This is a genomic window from Streptomyces hygroscopicus subsp. hygroscopicus (genome assembly GCF_001553455.1).
Classification (GTDB): domain Bacteria; phylum Actinomycetota; class Actinomycetes; order Streptomycetales; family Streptomycetaceae; genus Streptomyces; species Streptomyces hygroscopicus.
The window spans coordinates 1-14,343 of sequence record NZ_BBOX01000461.1; the positions used below are offsets into that span (position 1 = coordinate 1).

Consider the following 14,343-nt stretch of genomic DNA (forward strand, 5'->3'; position numbering starts at 1 on the left):
GCGGCGGCGCCCGCGACCGCGCCGGCCGCGCCCGCCGCACCCAGCAGGAAGCCCCTGCGCAGCACCTCGCTCACCGGGTCCTCCGCACATCCATCAGCGCCGCCACCCGGGCCAGCCGCTCGACCAGGGCTCCCGTGTCCGCGTTGAGCCGCGCCCGATCGGCGCGGCTGAGCCGGTCCAGCGGGGTCCAGTGGTCCCCGTGGTGCGAGTGCTCCAGGGTCCGCTGGGTGCGGTCCAGTCCGCTCGTCAGCTCGGGCAGCCAGGGGGCACGGGGCTTCAGCAGCGGCTCCAGCCGGCGCAGCACGGCCCGGGTGCCGTCCAGATTGGCCCGCGCGGTGGCCAGGTTGGTGCCGCTGCCGTAGTCGGTGCGGCCGGTCAGCTCGAACTGCACGGTGTTCTCCATGATCTCGTGCGCCCTCAGGCCCAGGTCGGCAGGGTCCATCCGCGCCTGTGCCCAGTCGTCCCGCAGCCCTCGGACGTCCTTGACGAGCCGGTCGGCGACCGGGAGCAGGTCGTGCGCCGACTCGCCGTGCCACAGGCCGTACTCCAGGCGGTGGAATCCGGTGAAGTCCGGGTCGTGGACCCCGCCGGGCAGCCCCGCCGTGGTGCCGTTGATCGCCCCGTCGGCGTCGCCGAAGGCGCCGTACGCGGCGCCCATCCGCTCGTACACCAGATGGGCGGGCAGCCAGGCCGCCCGGGCCGCCGTCAGGTCACCGCAGTGGACGGCCGAGCGCAGCGCGTCCGTGCGCCGCACCAGTTCGTCCATCCGGCCCGCCACCCACTTCTGGTAGGCCAGGGTGGGCGGGATCAGATCCTGCTGGCTGACCGGAAGCGCGGCCGGTCCACCGCCCCGGGCCGGTCCGGAGACGGTGACGGTGGGTCCGGTGACCGCGTCCGCGTCCTCGGGCAGGCAGACGAAGGCGTAGGAGCCCCCGCCGAGGGTGACGCTCAGCGGTCTGCTGGTGCCGGGGCCCAGGCCCTCCACCTCTCCGTAGACGGCGCCGTCCGCCGCGCCGGTGAGATAGACCTCGGCCGGTCTGCTGGAGGTGTTCCGCAGATCGAAGACCTGTTTGCCACGGGTGCCACGGGTCCAGCCACGGCCGCAGCCGCCCTCGGACACCTCGACGGAGGTGTGCCGGAGCCCGTCCGATGCCTTCGCGGACGCGCTCGCGGAGGGGTGTGCCCGAGGACGGTGTGAGGAGTCTCCGACGACCGCCAGCGCGCCGATTCCGATGGCCGCCGCCACCGTCACCGCACCGGCGGCCAGCAGATGACGTGCCGGCGGGACCGGGGAGAGCTGATGGCGACGCACGGCTGCATGCTAGGCGCAGTCCGGTAAGCGGAATGCATCGATGGCGAAAGAGCAACGTGGATTTTCGCCGGGGTTCAGCTCCCCGTCACCGGCTCCGCGGCCCTCCCGCCGGTGCCCGACCGCGCCCGCACCGCCGCTTCCGTCCGCCCGCTTCTACCCTCCACTTCGGGCGAAGAGGGCGCCCAGCCGGTCATGGACCGGATCGTGGCCCAGCAGCCGCAGCCCCTCCCAGACCGTGACCTGGTTGGCCGTGAGCACCGGCTTGCCCAGCTCCGCCTCCAGATCCGGAATCCAGGCGGCGGTGTGCAGAGCGGTGTCCGGCAGGAGCACCGCCTGGGCCTCGGGATGGTCCCCGGCGCGGGCCAGCCGCAGCACCTCCTCCCGGCCCCAGGTGCCCACCTCCGCCGCCGTGATGATCCCGCTGCCCCGCATCGAGACCACTTCCGCGCCCGCCGCCTTCAAAAATGCCCGGAAGTAGTCGGCGACGTCCTCCGGATAGGTCGCGGCGATGGCCACCCGGTCGGCGCCGAGCGCCTGCACCGCGTGGGCGAAGGCGAAGGAGGTGCTGGAGGCGGGCATCCCGGCCGTCTCGCTCAGCTCGCGCACCTGCTCCTCGGCGCCCTCCCAGCCGAAGACGAAGCTGGCGCTGGTGCAGGCCCAGACCACGGCCCGCGCGCCGCGCTCGGCCAGCTCGGCGACCCCGGCCGCGAGCCGGGCCGCCGACCCCATTTCCAGCAGTGCGTCCACCCGGTGGGCGTCCTCGCCGATGTCGGTGTGGACGAGGGGAAGCCGAATATCGCCGCTATCGCCGCCCAGCATGCCTTCCAGGCGCGGATATTCGTCCTCGGCGGAGTATCCGGGGTAGAGAAAGCCCACCGTGTTCGGGGTCGGCCGGGTCGAGTCCACCATGACTGCCTCCTTACTGGCGGCCCCCGCGAGCGCCGCCCCCTGCACTGCTGTCACTTCTCCTACACCGCGGGCGCCCGGCGGGTTCCCATCCGCCGGGCAGCTCCCCTCACACCGGTGACGGGCCTCCCGAATCGTCGAGGTAGGGCCCCTCCCCGACGCCGGTTCCGAAGCCCGGGTCGAGCCCGTCCGCCGGCTCGCCGTCCGCCCCCGGCGGAGCCGCCCCGGCCAGCGCCGCCTCCGGCTCCTCCACCACGGACTCCACCGACTCCACGGCCCCGATCACCGACCCGACGACCTGGTCCGTCACCGGGAGCGGACCGCCCATCGGCGGCACCGACATCCCCGCCGGACCGGACCGGGCGAGCGGGTCCAGCAGCGCCTGGTACGGCCCGACGGCCTGGGCGCCGATCGCCTTCAGCGCCGCCCACATCGTGACCTGGTTCGCGGACAGCACGGGCATCCGCAGCTCCGCCTCCAGCTGCGGAATCACGTCGTAGGTCGGCAGGTTGGTACAGCTGATGAAGAGCGCGTCGGTCGCCCCGACCACCGCCTGCCGGGCCATGTCGACCACATCGCGGTACGGCACCTTCCAGATGTGCCGGGTCAGTCCGAGGTACGCCCGTCCGGTGACGGTCATTCCGGCCTCGCCGAGGTACTCCTCCAGCGAGTCGGTGACCGACCGGGTGTAGGGGGTCACCACCGCGATCCGCCGGGCGCCGATCTCCCGCAGCGCCTCCAGCAGCGCGCCCGAGGTGGTCAGTGAGGGAAGCTCACCCGCCTGGGTCATCGCCGCGCACATCGCGCGCTCACCGGCCACACCGCCGACGAAGCTGCCCGAGGTGCAGGCGTACGCCACCACTTCCGGCGCGACGGCGGTCAGCGCCCGCACCGCCTCGTGCAAGGTCTCGTGCTCGCTCACGAGCCGGGCCAGGTCGAGACTGACCTCGACCGGTACGAACGGGGTACGGGTGAGGTGCAGGGAAACCTCGTCCGGTACCCAGCGCCACAGCTCACGATCCAGTGCGAAGTCGAACGGTGCCACCACGCCCACGCCACGCTGCGGCTGTGGGCCACCCAGAAAAGAGACGTCCAAAGCGAGCCCCAATACAGAACGGAGGGACTGGACCATTGGCCAGAGATTTCGACGGAGAGAGACCGGCCTAATGCCGGGACGCCGGGACAGATGCCGTTGTTGACGACGGTAGTTTCCGCTGCCTAGCGTGGTCAATCCTCAAACTGAGGCGCCTGCCCGCTTCCTCTTCAGGCAAACCCATCCACGTTTCGAAATGGTTTCCCGCCTATGTCCGAAAGCACAGTTGTCGTCTTCGGCGACCAGCCGCCCGTCCGGCTGGACCGGCTGGCCGACCGGGCCAGGGTCCTCGTCTGCGACGAGACTTCGCTGCCCGAGGTGCTCCCTGCCGCGGATGTGCTCCTGGTCTGGGATTTCACCTCCGACGCGGTCCGTGACGCCTGGCCCGGCGAGGGTCGCCGGCCGGCCTGGGTCCATACCGCGAGCGCGGGGGTGGACCGGCTCCTCTGCCCCGAACTCATCGCGTCCGACACGGTGCTGACGAACGCCCGCGGGGTGTTCGAACAGCCGATCGCCGAGTACGTGGCCGGGCTGGTGATCGCCATGGCCAAGGACCTCCACGGAAGTTGGGAGCTGCAGCGGCAGCGCCGCTGGCAGCACCGGGAGACCATGCGGCTGGCCGGGACGCGTGCCGTGGTCGTGGGCGCGGGCCCCATCGGCCGGGCGATCGGCTCCACCCTGGGCGCGCTCGGTGTGGTGGTCGACCTGGTGGGGCGCACCGCGCGGCAGGGCGTGCGGGCCGGTGACGAGCTGCCCGAGCTGCTCCCGCGGGCCGACTGGGTGGTGTGCGCGGCGCCGCTCACCGATGCCACCCGCGGCATGTTCGACCGGTCCGCCTTCGACCGGATGAAGCCCACCGCCCGGTTCATCAACGTCGGCCGCGGCCCCCTGGTCGTCGAGAAGGACCTTACGGCGGCGCTGGTGGCCCGGCGGATCGGCGGCGCGGCGCTGGACGTCTTCGAACACGAGCCGCTGACCGCGGACGACCCCCTGTGGGACGTGCCGGGGCTGTTCGTCTCGCCCCATATGAGCGGCGACACGGTCGGCTGGCGCGACCACCTCGCCGAGCAGTTCCAGGACAACTACGACCGCTGGTGCGCGGGCGAACCGCTGCTCAACGTCGTCGACAAACGCCTCGGATACGTACCGGTGGACTGATCGCAGAACCTGAACGGAGAGACGGATGACCGACATGCACGACCTGACAGCCGTTCAACTCGTCGAGGGGTACGCCTCCGGCGAGCTCTCCCCCGTCGAGGCGACCCGTGCCGTCCTCCACCGGATCGAACAGATACAGCCGGAGGTGAACGCCTTCAGCCGGGTGGACGCCGAAGGGGCGCTGCGGCAGGCGGAGGAGTCCGCCGAGCGGTGGCGGCGCGGGACCCCGGCGGGCCTGGTGGACGGCGTACCGGTGTCGGTGAAGGACATCCTGCTGCTGCGCGGCGCCCCCACGCTGCGCGGCTCACGGACCGTACGGCCCGAGGCCCAGGCGTGGGACGAGGACGCGCCCTCGGTGGCCCGGCTGCGCGAGCACGGCGCGGTGTTCGTGGGCAAGACCACCACCCCCGAGTTCGGCTGGAAGGGCGTCACCGACAGCCCGGTCTACGGGGTCACCGGCAATCCGTACGACCCTCGGCGGACCGCGGGCGGCTCCAGCGGCGGCAGCGCCGCCGCGGTGGCGCTGGGCGCGGGCCCGCTGAGCCTGGGAACGGACGGCGGGGGGTCGGTCCGTATCCCGGCGGCCTTCTGCGGCATCTTCGCGTTGAAACCCACCTATGGGAGGGTTCCGCTCTATCCGGCGAGCGCGTTCGGCACGCTGGCCCATGTGGGGCCGATGACCCGGGACGCGGCGGACGCGGCGCTGCTGATGGATGTGATCTCCGGCCCCGACTGGCGCGACTGGTCGCAGCTGGCGCCCCCCGAGGGCAGCTTCCGGGAGGCACTCACCTCCGGCGGCGGGGTGGACGGGCTGCGGGTGGCCTACAGCCCCGCGCTCGGCGGGGCGGCCGTGGTCGACCCGGAGGTGGCCGCGGCGGTGCGGCGGGCGGTGGACCTGCTGGCGGAGCTGGGCGCGGTGGTCGAGGAGATCGACCCGGGGTTCCAGGATCCGGTGGAGGCGTTCCACACGCTGTGGTTCAGCGGCGCGGCCCGGGTGGTGCAGCCGCTGGGGCAGGAGGCGTGGGAGCTGCTGGACCCGGGGCTGCGCGAGATCTGCGCCCAGGGGGCGGCGTACAGCGCGCTGGACTATCTGGCGGCCGTGGACGTACGGATGGCCCTCGGCCACGCCATGGGACGTTTCCACTCGGCGTACGACCTGCTGGTCACCCCGACGTTGCCGATCACCGCGTTCGAGGCGGGGGTCGAGGTGCCCAAGGGGTCGGCGCACACCCGGTGGACCGGCTGGACGCCGTTCACCTACCCGTTCAACCTGACCCAGCAGCCCGCGGCGTCGGTGCCGTGCGGCCTCAGTGGCGCGGGTCTGCCGATCGGGGTGCAGTTGGTGGGCGCACGCCACGCGGACGCGCTGGTGCTGCGGGCGGCGCACACGCTGTTCGAAGCGGGGCTGGCGGACGGGGTGCGTCCACCGACGGCCTGAGCCCGCGGCGGAGCCGTGGACCACGGTAGGTACCAGGACCGGGCGGAGCCGTGGACGACGGCGGGAGCCGGGACCGGGCGGACCCGAGGCCCCAGACCCGAGGCCGCGGCCCAGGGGCCCGGAGACCCGGGGCCCGCCCAGGGGCCCGGAAGACCGGGGCCCGGGGCCCGTGCGCTACGCCCGGCGGAAGTTGAGCGTCTCCCCCAGCGCTCCCGCGCGCCACAGGTCCTGGCAGGCGTCGGCCATCCGGTCGAGCCCGTCGACGATCGTGCCCCAGACGATCCCGGGGACCCAGCCCGCGTCACCGTTGATCAGCAGGTTGTTCCGCTCGTAGAAGAGCGCGAGGTCGACGACCTGCCGCCGCCCCTGGTGCTTGGCGTCGGTCTCGTAGCCGTACGACTTGGTCCCGAGCTGGGTGTCCGTGAAGGTGAAGTAGCAGAGGTCCCCGGGGATGGGGGTGATCGTCGGGTTCTCCAGGGGTGGCTCCTCGGGCGCGAAGGGCGGCACCAGCGCGTAGATCTCATTGCGCGCGTACTTCGCGTGGTACACATCACCTCCCAGCGGCAACGCGTTCCACACCGCCTCGCAGGTGATCGGCGCGAGATCGTCGAGGAGTTTCGCCGTGCAGCTCACCCCGCGCTTGTCGAGCGAGACCTCGATGAACCGGTCGGCTCGGTCAACCATCGACTTTCCTCCAGGTCGCTTCGGAACCAGTCCTGCCGTAGGGGCCTACCCAGACATCGCCTGTATCAAGGGCCGGAAACAGCCCGCATATATTTCATGAAGTCGGGTAGCCGCGCGCCCATGGCTCCACCACGCGGGAAAGACATCGATAGCAGAAAAACAGCGAAAATGGGACCACGTCGCCGCTCACTTCTCGTCGGCGGCGCGGCCCTGGGCCTGCTGGGCGCGGCCGGATGCAGCCGGGTATCCGGCTCCGGCGCCGAGGACGGGGGCAATCTGCTGGAGCGGCTGCGGTCGCAAGGCACGGTCCGACTGGGAATAGCGGGGGAGATCCCATTCGGGTACATCGACAAGGACGGCGACTTCACCGGTGAGGCGCCCGAGATCGCGAAGGTCATCTTCCAGCGGCTGGGCGTGGCAAAGGTGCAGCCGGTGCCGACCGAGTTCGGCTCGCTCATTCCGGGCCTTCGCTCGCAGCAGTTCGACGTGGTCTCGGCGGGGATGTACATCAACCCCGACCGCTGCGCCCAGGTGATCTTCTCCGACCCCGACTACCGCATGCGTGACGCGTTCATCGTGCGCAAGGGGAACCCCAAGAACATCCACAACTACCAGGACATCGTGAAGCGGAAGGCCAAGATGGCCACCGGCACCGCATATGCCCAGATCGGCTATGCGGAGGACGCCGGGATCAAGCAGAGCGACATGCTGATCCTCCCCGACCAGCTGGCCGGGCTGCTCGCGGTGGAACAGGGCCGGGCCGATGTCTTCGCGGGCACGACGGTGACCGTTCACAACGTGGTGAAGCAGCGGAACAGCCGGCTGGCCGAGGCCACCGAGCCGTTCCAGGCGATGGTCGACGGCAAACCGGACATCGGCGCCGGCGGCTTCGCCTTCCGGCCGGAGGAGACCAAGCTCCGTGACGCCTTCAATGTCGAGCTGCACAAGATGAAGAAGAGCGGCGAGCTGCTGCGCATCATGCGGCCCTTCGGCTTCACCAAGGAAGAGATGACCGATCTGACCGCCGAGGAGCTGTGCTCATGACGGCCGGGCTGTGGGAAAACTGGCTTCTTCCGGGCGTCTGGATCACCATCCAGCTGACCCTGTACAGCGCGGTCTTCGCGGCCGTGGTGGCGTTCGGCATCGGGATGGCCCGCACCTCCCGGCTGTGGATCGTCCGCTTCCTGACGGGCTGCTACGTGGAGGTCTTCCGCGGCACCTCGGCCCTGGTGCTGATGTTCTGGCTGTTCTTCGTGATGCCGCTGGCCTTCGGATATCAGCTGGTGCCGATGTGGGCGGCGGTGCTGGCGCTGGGCCTCACCTACGGGGCGTACGGCTCGGAGATCGTGCGCGGCGCGATAGCCGCGGTGGCCCCGGCCCAGCGCGAGGCGGCCATCGCGCTCAGCTTCACCCCCGCCCAGCGGATGCGCCGGGTGATCCTGCCGCAGGCGATCCCCGAGATGATCCCGCCCTTCAACAACCTGCTGATCGAGCTGTTGAAGGCGACCGCCCTGGTCTCCGCGGTGAGCGTCGCCGACATCACCTTCGCCGCCCAGCTCTCGCGGCTGGCGACCGGTGACAGCCTGGAGATCTACACGATCATCCTGGTCCTCTACTTCGTGCTGGCCTTCGTCCTCACCCGGCTGATGCGGCTGCTGGAACGGCGCGCCAAGGCGGGTATCGGCCAGGCCCCGGCGAAGTCCGGCAAGGGCCCGCTGGCCACCCGGAAGCTGTCCGCCCGCCAGGAGACCGAGCAGTCGTCCGACATCATCACGGCGGGAGGTGCCCAGTGAACTGGGACTGGGACGTGGCCAAGGACTTCCTTCCCGAGCTGGGCCGCGGACTGCTGATCACGCTGGAGGCGACCGCGCTGGGCTCGGTCCTGGCGTTCGCCCTCGGCCTGGTGTGGGCGATGGCCTTCCGCTCGCCGACCCGCTTCGTCCGCTGGCCGGTGGCGGCGGTCGTGGAGTTCATCCGCAACACTCCGCTGCTGGTGCAGCTGTTCTTCTTCTACTACGTGCTGCCGACCTGGGACATCAAGTTCTCGGCGCTCACCACCGGTGTGATCGCGCTCGGTCTGCACTACTCGACGTACACCGCCGAGGTCTACCGGGCCGGTATCGACGGTGTGCCCAGGGGGCAGTGGGAGGCGGCCACCGCGCTCAGCCTCTCCCGCCGCCGCACCTGGACCGCGGTGATCCTGCCGCAGGCGATCCGCCGGGTGGTGCCCGCCCTGGGCAACTACGTCATCGCGATGCTGAAGGACTCCCCGATGCTCGCGCTGATCGGCGTCGTCGACATGCTGCAGAAGGCGCGTGCGGAGGGCGCGTCGTCCTTCCAGTACATCGAGCCCTACACGATGGTCGGCATCGCCTTCATCCTCATCGCCTATCCGGCTTCCCTTGTGATGCGAGCCCTGGAGCGTCGTCTTGGCCACTGAAACCGACCACACCAACCCTGCCGTGGACGGCAGTGAACTGATCCGCTTCGACCAGGTGACCAAGCGCTTCGGCAGCAATACGGTCCTGGACAACCTCGACTTCTCGGTGTCCTCCGGCAAGCACGTCACCCTGATCGGCCCCTCGGGCTCGGGCAAGACCACGATCCTGCGGCTGCTGATGACGCTGCTCAGGCCGGACGAGGGCACGATCAAGGTCGACGGCGACTACCTGACCCATGAGGACAAGGGCGGCGCCCTGGTCCCGGCGGGCGAGAAGCACACCCGTGAGGTGCGCAAGAAGATCGGGATGGTCTTCCAGCAGTTCAACCTCTTCCCCAATATGCGGGTGCTGCGGAACATCACCGAGGCCCCGGTGCACGTACTGGGTCTGAGCAAGGACGAGGCCGAGACCCGCGCCCGGGAACTGCTCGACCTGGTCGGGCTCGGCGACAAGTGCGACGCGTACCCGACACAGCTGTCCGGCGGGCAGCAGCAGCGGGTGGCGATCGCCCGTGCGCTGGCGATGCGGCCGCAGGTGATGCTGCTGGACGAGGTGACCTCGGCACTGGACCCGGAGCTGGTGGCCGGGGTGCTGGATGTGCTGCGTGATATCGCTCACACCACGGACATCACCATGCTCTGCGTCACCCATGAGATGAACTTCGCGCGGGACATCTCGGATGACGTACTGATGTTCGACGCGGGCCGGGTGATCGAGTCCGGGCCGCCGGAGAAGATCTTCACCGAGCCCGAGCACGAGCGGACGAGGGAATTCCTGAGCGCGGTCCTCTAGATCGTCCGGCCCCCGCCGGGTACCGGCCGGCACCGCCCCCGCGGCCCCTCGCGCGGGGGCGTGCTCATGCCATATGCCAGGCACATACGCCCCCCCCGCTGACCGGGTTCACGGGACCCCGGCCAATGTCCTCAACCCCCGATCCGGGCAAGGGCCTGGCGGTTATCGTGAGACAAAGCCAGGCCGATTTGCGAGGGGGAAGACGGTGGCGCTCAGACCCGAGCCGACCGCGCCGTTCCACTCGGTGCAGCACGCCCTCCGGATCCTGGAGGTCGTCGCCAAACACGCGTCCGGCGTCAGCGACACCACGATCGCCCGGGAGACCCGGCTGCCCGCCCACCAGCTCACCGATCTGCTGCGGATGCTGCGCCGCGAGGGCTATGTGGAGCAGATCACCGACGGCGCCTACGTCGGCGGCAGCTCCCTGAGCCTGCTCGGCTCCGCCGGCCCCGGCCGCGGCCACGCCGTCCGGGACAAGCTCCAGCAGTCGCTCTTCGCGCTGCGCGACTCGGTGGGCGCGGCGGTCTACCTCAGCCGCTATACGGACGGCGAGGTCAGGATCACGCAGTACGCGGACGGACCCCGGACGCCCAGGGTCCACGAGTGGGTGGACTTCCGCTCCGCCGCCCATGCGATGGCGCTCGGCAAATGCCTGCTCACCCAGCTCGACCACGACAGCCGCCGCGATCACCTCTCCCGGCACAAGACCGTGCGGCTCACCTCCCGGACCACCACCAGCGAGAAGGCGCTGTTCCGCAAGCTGGACAGCCAGCCCGCCACCGTCCCCGTCCTCGACCTGCAGGAATACGCCGTCGGCACGGTCTGCGCGGCGGTTCCGATCAGCGCCGGCCGCTCGGTGGGGTGCCTGGCCCTCTCCCTCCCCCTGGCCCAGGCCCACCGGCTGCGCCAGGCCGCCGACGCCCTCAACCGGGAGGCCGCCCCGATGCTGCTCTCCCTCTCCCTCTGAGACCCGCCCCGGCCGGCCGGGGGGACGCCCGGCCCTGCCCCGGAGAGCGCTGGTCAAAACCACCCTCCCGGACCAGGTACTATTTCTGTTGTCAGCAGGCGCCGCTAGCTCAGTTGGTTAGAGCAGCTGACTCTTAATCAGCGGGTCCGGGGTTCGAGTCCCTGGCGGCGCACCATGGCAGTGATCTGGGGCTTTCCGGTTTTCCGGGAGGCCCCAGACGCGTTTTCACCGCGCCAGGTCCCTCGCCTTCACTCTATGGAGTGGTCAGGCCACGGATCGCGCCCCCGTCGCGCCGGTACCCGGAACACTGGCTTCATCCAGGAAAGGGGTGAAACACGACGGTTATGACCGAGCGCGCGCACATGCTGGTGGAGGAGTTCGAGGAGATCGCCTCCACGGTGCCCGAAACCGTCACGTTGGAGTTCATCAACGGGCGGATCGAGGAGAAGTACGCGCCGACCGGAGATCACGACGAGATCATCAGGTGGCTGCAGAGGCGATGCATGCAGCACCGTCCCGATCTCTGGCTCTACGCGAGCGAGCGCGGCCTGAAAGCGGAGGCATACCGGAAAGGACGCGTACGCCCGGACGGCGTGCTGGCGCCTGATGGGCACTTCTCGGGCCATGGTGAGTGGTCGGACCCCGAGGGGGTGCTGATGACCGTCGAGGTCACCTCGCACGACGGGGACACCGACCGCCGCGACCGCGTCGAAAAGCCCGCCGCCTACGCGGCCGTGGGCATCCCGGTCTACCTGCTCGTGGACCGCGACGCCTGTGCGGTCATCGTGCACACCAACCCCGATCCCAAGAACAGCTGCTACCTCGACATCCACCGGGCGCCCTTCGGTGAGCAGGTGGTGCTTCCCGAACCGGTGGGCATCACGCTCGACACGGACCCGCTGAAGAACTACGCCCGCTGACCCGCCCCGTCCGGCCCCCGGGCCGGGCAGCGCCCTGTCGCGCGGCGGTCCCCGCCCCGCACCTCCAGTGAGTCCAGCAGCTCGGCCGTGGCGGCGGCGATCGTCTCCACGGCCTTGTCGAACGCCTCCGCGTTGTGCGCGGCCGGGTGGCGGAAGCCGGAGATCTTGCGGACGTACTGGAGCGCCGCCGCTCGCATGTCGTCCTCGGTGACCGATTCGGCGTACGGCGGGCGGAGTGTCTTGATGGATCTGCACATACCGCCGACGGTACGCCGGAGGTCCGACAAGCCCCTGGTGTCCGGCCCCGCCCGCCGGTGACCGGCTCGGTCGCCCGGCCCGGTGCGGCCGGTGACCGGCTCGGGTCAGGGGTGCAGGCGCCGCCGGGCGTCAGCCCAGCCGTCAATCAGCCCAGCCGCAGACCGGCCAGCGTCACCACCGGCCGCGCCGCGCCGCCGAGCGCGGCCCCGTCCCGTACGGCCCCGTCCCGTACGGCGGCGTCCCGTACGGCGGCGTCCCGTACGGCGGCGTCCCGTACGGCGGCGTCCCGTACGGCGGCGTCCCGTACGGTCTCGTCCGTTACGGCCCCGTCGCTTACGGCGACCGCCGCGTGGTAGCCGGGGGGCGCGTCGAGGTCGGCGAAGGACCAGCCGCTGGGGCCGGGCGGCGCGTCGGCGGGGGCCAGGCCCTCGGCGAGGCCGACGTGGTGGGCGCCGATCCCGCCCGGCAGCCCGGTGCCGATGCCCTTCAGATACGCCTCCTTGCGGACCCAGCAGCCCAGGAACGCCTCCGCCCGCAGTTCCTCGGGAAGCGCGCCGATCGCCGCCCGCTCCCCGGGGTGCAGCTGCCCGATCAGACCGGTCAGCCGGGCCCCTACGCGCCCGGGGTCCCGCTCCTCGATATCGGCGCCGACGGGCACTCCGGCGACGGCGCAGAGGGCGGCGTCCCCCGAGTGGGAGAGGGAGAAGTGCAGCGTGTCCTCGCCCGCCAGGGCCGGGCGGCCGTGCGGTTTGTCGCAGTCCGGCATTCCGCAGGTCTCCCGGGTGAACGCGACCTCGGCCGGGGCGATGCCGAGATAGCCGCCGAGCAGCGTCCGCAGCCCCACGTGCGAGGTCACATAGCGCTCGCGGGCCACCTCGGACCGCAGTCTCGCCGCGCGCTCGCGCTCCCGTTCGTCCAGCGTCCCCTCCGCGACGGCGGCGGCAGCGGCGGCGGACGGCGGGATCCGCAGCAGCCATACGGCCACCTCGCCGGGGCCGGGCCGGTCCTCGGGGCGGGGCAGGGCGTGAGCCGGGGCCCACCGCCGGGGCTCGGGTGCGGGCTGGACCGGGTTGGTGAACGACATCCGCTTCCCCCGTGCTATCGGCCGACGACGCGCTCGCTGTGGACGTACCGACGGTACAGCGGCGCCCGCGGCGCGCCGTGGACGCCCCGCCGTCGCGGCCCGCCCCACGACCGGTTCACGCGCCCCCAACAGCCTTTCCAGGACGGGGCGTTGCCGATCGCGAACACCCGGTGACTTAGGACACGTTCGCTCTCCGGCCGACGCGGGCACCTGCTCCCGCGCACTACGATCGCGCACGTCCGGGCACGATCGGTGATGGGGGTTTGACGACCATGGCGACGGGATTCCTGGCGAAGGCGGCCTCCGCGGTGACCCTTCCGGTGGCACCGTTGTACGGCGCCTTCCTCTCGTACATGATCTACCACCCGCCCCGCAGACCGCATCACAAGAAGCCCGCCGACCTGGGGCTGACCAGCACCGATGTCAATGTTCCGCTGGACGGGCAGCGGGGTCGCGGACTGCATGTCTGGCTCATCCCCGGCGACACCGGGCGGGTCGTGGTGCTCGGGCACGGTCTGGGGCTGAGCAAGTCCGCGAGCCTGGCGCAGGCGCGGCTGCTCAGCCAGGCGGGCTATACGGTCGCCCTGTTCGACCACCGCAACCACGGCAAGAGCGTCGCGGACCGGTCGAGCTGGGGCATGAGCGACCGTCACACCGACGATGTGGTCGCCGTGGTGCGCCATATGCGGTCGATGGAGGAGTACGCCACGGCGCGCATCGCCATCTACGGCTTCTCCATCTCGACCTTCCCCTCCTTCTACATGCTCAAGAGGGAGGACTGCCCGGTCGACGCGGTGGTCTTCGACAGCGGTCCGGCGCTGGAGCTGGCTCCGCTGTTCCGGAACTTCGTCGCGGCCGGCGGGGTGCCCATCCCCGGTCCGCTGGGCACCGGCCCCTCCCGCTCGGTCGTGGAGACGGTCGCCTCGTCGGCGGCCGTGGCGATGTTGCGGGTGCAGTGGCCGCCGCCGGTCGGGGGCGCGTACGAGCGCACCCCGATGCTCTTCCTGACCGGGGAGCGCGACACCATGATCCCCGCCTCGGGGGTACGGGCGCTGGCCGAGCGCTATCCGCTGGCCGAGGTGCACACCCTGCCGGACACCGAGCACCTCCAGGGGATCAAGACCCAGCCGGATGTCTACACGGACACCGTCCTGGGCTTCCTGGAGCGGACCCTGAAGGACTGACCCGGCGGCGGGCCCCGGCCGGGGCCCGCCCCCGTCACGCGGTCCGGCCGGGGCCCATCGCCGCGGCGCGGTGCGGTGGCTCAGTCCTTGATCTCGCAGATGACCG

15 protein-coding genes and 1 tRNA gene are annotated in these 14,343 nt (G+C 71.1%); 10 read left to right on the forward strand and 6 right to left on the reverse strand.

Annotated elements, in window-relative coordinates; all coding sequences use genetic code 11:
- Positions 1 to 70 precede the first annotated feature (70 nt).
- The 3 genes from AXW62_RS35880 to AXW62_RS35890 all read right to left on the reverse strand — a co-directional run bounded on the left by AXW62_RS35880 (position 71) and on the right by AXW62_RS35890 (position 3,314).
- Complete coding sequence (locus AXW62_RS35880) at positions 71 to 1,312, reverse strand: EfeM/EfeO family lipoprotein (RefSeq protein ID WP_060948098.1); 1,242 nt, start codon at positions 1,310 to 1,312, stop codon at positions 71 to 73.
- 153 nt (positions 1,313 to 1,465) lie between these two features.
- Positions 1,466 to 2,221 carry a maleate cis-trans isomerase family protein gene (locus AXW62_RS35885; RefSeq protein ID WP_060948099.1) on the reverse strand — a complete coding sequence of 252 codons (756 nt, stop codon included), beginning with the start codon at positions 2,219 to 2,221 and terminating at the stop codon, positions 1,466 to 1,468.
- A 106-nt stretch (positions 2,222 to 2,327) separates the two neighbouring features.
- Positions 2,328 to 3,314, reverse strand: coding sequence for a maleate cis-trans isomerase family protein (locus tag AXW62_RS35890; RefSeq protein ID WP_030836590.1), 987 nt, complete (start codon positions 3,312 to 3,314; stop codon positions 2,328 to 2,330).
- Between the two features lie 207 nt (positions 3,315 to 3,521).
- Between AXW62_RS35890 and AXW62_RS35895 the strand changes: the two genes are divergently transcribed.
- The gene (locus AXW62_RS35895; protein WP_060948100.1) at positions 3,522 to 4,469 is read left to right on the forward strand and encodes a D-2-hydroxyacid dehydrogenase; all 948 of its coding nucleotides are present in this window, start codon (positions 3,522 to 3,524) and stop codon (positions 4,467 to 4,469) included.
- 25 nt (positions 4,470 to 4,494) lie between these two features.
- A complete protein-coding gene (locus AXW62_RS35900; RefSeq protein ID WP_030836584.1) occupies positions 4,495 to 5,907 on the forward strand; it encodes an amidase in 1,413 nt (470 codons plus the stop codon).
- 174 nt (positions 5,908 to 6,081) lie between these two features.
- On the opposite strand, the gene AXW62_RS35905 is transcribed toward AXW62_RS35900, so the two are convergent.
- Positions 6,082 to 6,591: a DUF3830 family protein gene (locus tag AXW62_RS35905; RefSeq protein WP_030836582.1), complete on the reverse strand. Its 510-nt coding sequence runs from the start codon at positions 6,589 to 6,591 to the stop codon at positions 6,082 to 6,084.
- Between the two features lie 120 nt (positions 6,592 to 6,711).
- On the opposite strand from AXW62_RS35905, the gene ehuB reads away from it, so the two are divergent.
- From ehuB to AXW62_RS35940, 7 genes are all read left to right on the forward strand, one after another.
- Positions 6,712 to 7,635 (forward strand): ectoine/hydroxyectoine ABC transporter substrate-binding protein EhuB, encoded by a 924-nt coding sequence (gene ehuB / locus AXW62_RS35910; protein WP_060948101.1) that lies wholly within the window; start codon positions 6,712 to 6,714, stop codon positions 7,633 to 7,635.
- Entirely contained in the window at positions 7,632 to 8,384 is a 753-nt protein-coding gene (gene ehuC / locus AXW62_RS35915) for an ectoine/hydroxyectoine ABC transporter permease subunit EhuC (protein ID WP_060948102.1), read from the forward strand. Before ehuB ends, ehuC begins: the two co-directional genes overlap by 4 nt.
- A complete protein-coding gene (ehuD, locus tag AXW62_RS35920; RefSeq protein ID WP_060948103.1) occupies positions 8,381 to 9,031 on the forward strand; it encodes an ectoine/hydroxyectoine ABC transporter permease subunit EhuD in 651 nt (216 codons plus the stop codon). The genes ehuC and ehuD overlap by 4 nt, the downstream gene beginning before the upstream one ends.
- 22 nt (positions 9,032 to 9,053) lie before the next feature.
- Entirely contained in the window at positions 9,054 to 9,824 is a 771-nt protein-coding gene (gene ehuA, locus AXW62_RS35925) for an ectoine/hydroxyectoine ABC transporter ATP-binding protein EhuA (protein ID WP_051886460.1), read from the forward strand.
- A gap of 205 nt (positions 9,825 to 10,029) precedes the next feature.
- Positions 10,030 to 10,791: an IclR family transcriptional regulator domain-containing protein gene (locus tag AXW62_RS35930; RefSeq protein WP_030836567.1), complete on the forward strand. Its 762-nt coding sequence runs from the start codon at positions 10,030 to 10,032 to the stop codon at positions 10,789 to 10,791.
- A gap of 98 nt (positions 10,792 to 10,889) precedes the next feature.
- Positions 10,890 to 10,966, forward strand: a tRNA-Lys gene (locus tag AXW62_RS35935).
- A 169-nt stretch (positions 10,967 to 11,135) separates the two neighbouring features.
- A complete protein-coding gene (locus tag AXW62_RS35940) occupies positions 11,136 to 11,711 on the forward strand; it encodes a Uma2 family endonuclease (protein WP_060948104.1) in 576 nt (191 codons plus the stop codon).
- Here the strand turns inward: AXW62_RS35940 and AXW62_RS35945 are convergent.
- Together AXW62_RS35945 and AXW62_RS35950 are read right to left on the reverse strand one after the other, a co-directional pair.
- Entirely contained in the window at positions 11,699 to 11,968 is a 270-nt protein-coding gene (locus AXW62_RS35945) for a DUF2277 domain-containing protein (protein ID WP_060948106.1), read from the reverse strand. The genes AXW62_RS35940 and AXW62_RS35945 overlap by 13 nt on opposite strands.
- Before the next feature lie 146 nt (positions 11,969 to 12,114).
- Complete coding sequence (locus tag AXW62_RS35950) at positions 12,115 to 13,053, reverse strand: 4'-phosphopantetheinyl transferase family protein (protein ID WP_079115953.1); 939 nt, start codon at positions 13,051 to 13,053, stop codon at positions 12,115 to 12,117.
- A 272-nt stretch (positions 13,054 to 13,325) separates the two neighbouring features.
- On the opposite strand from AXW62_RS35950, the gene AXW62_RS35955 reads away from it, so the two are divergent.
- Positions 13,326 to 14,237 carry an alpha/beta hydrolase gene (locus tag AXW62_RS35955; protein ID WP_060948105.1) on the forward strand — a complete coding sequence of 304 codons (912 nt, stop codon included), beginning with the start codon at positions 13,326 to 13,328 and terminating at the stop codon, positions 14,235 to 14,237.
- Positions 14,238 to 14,343 lie beyond the last annotated feature (106 nt).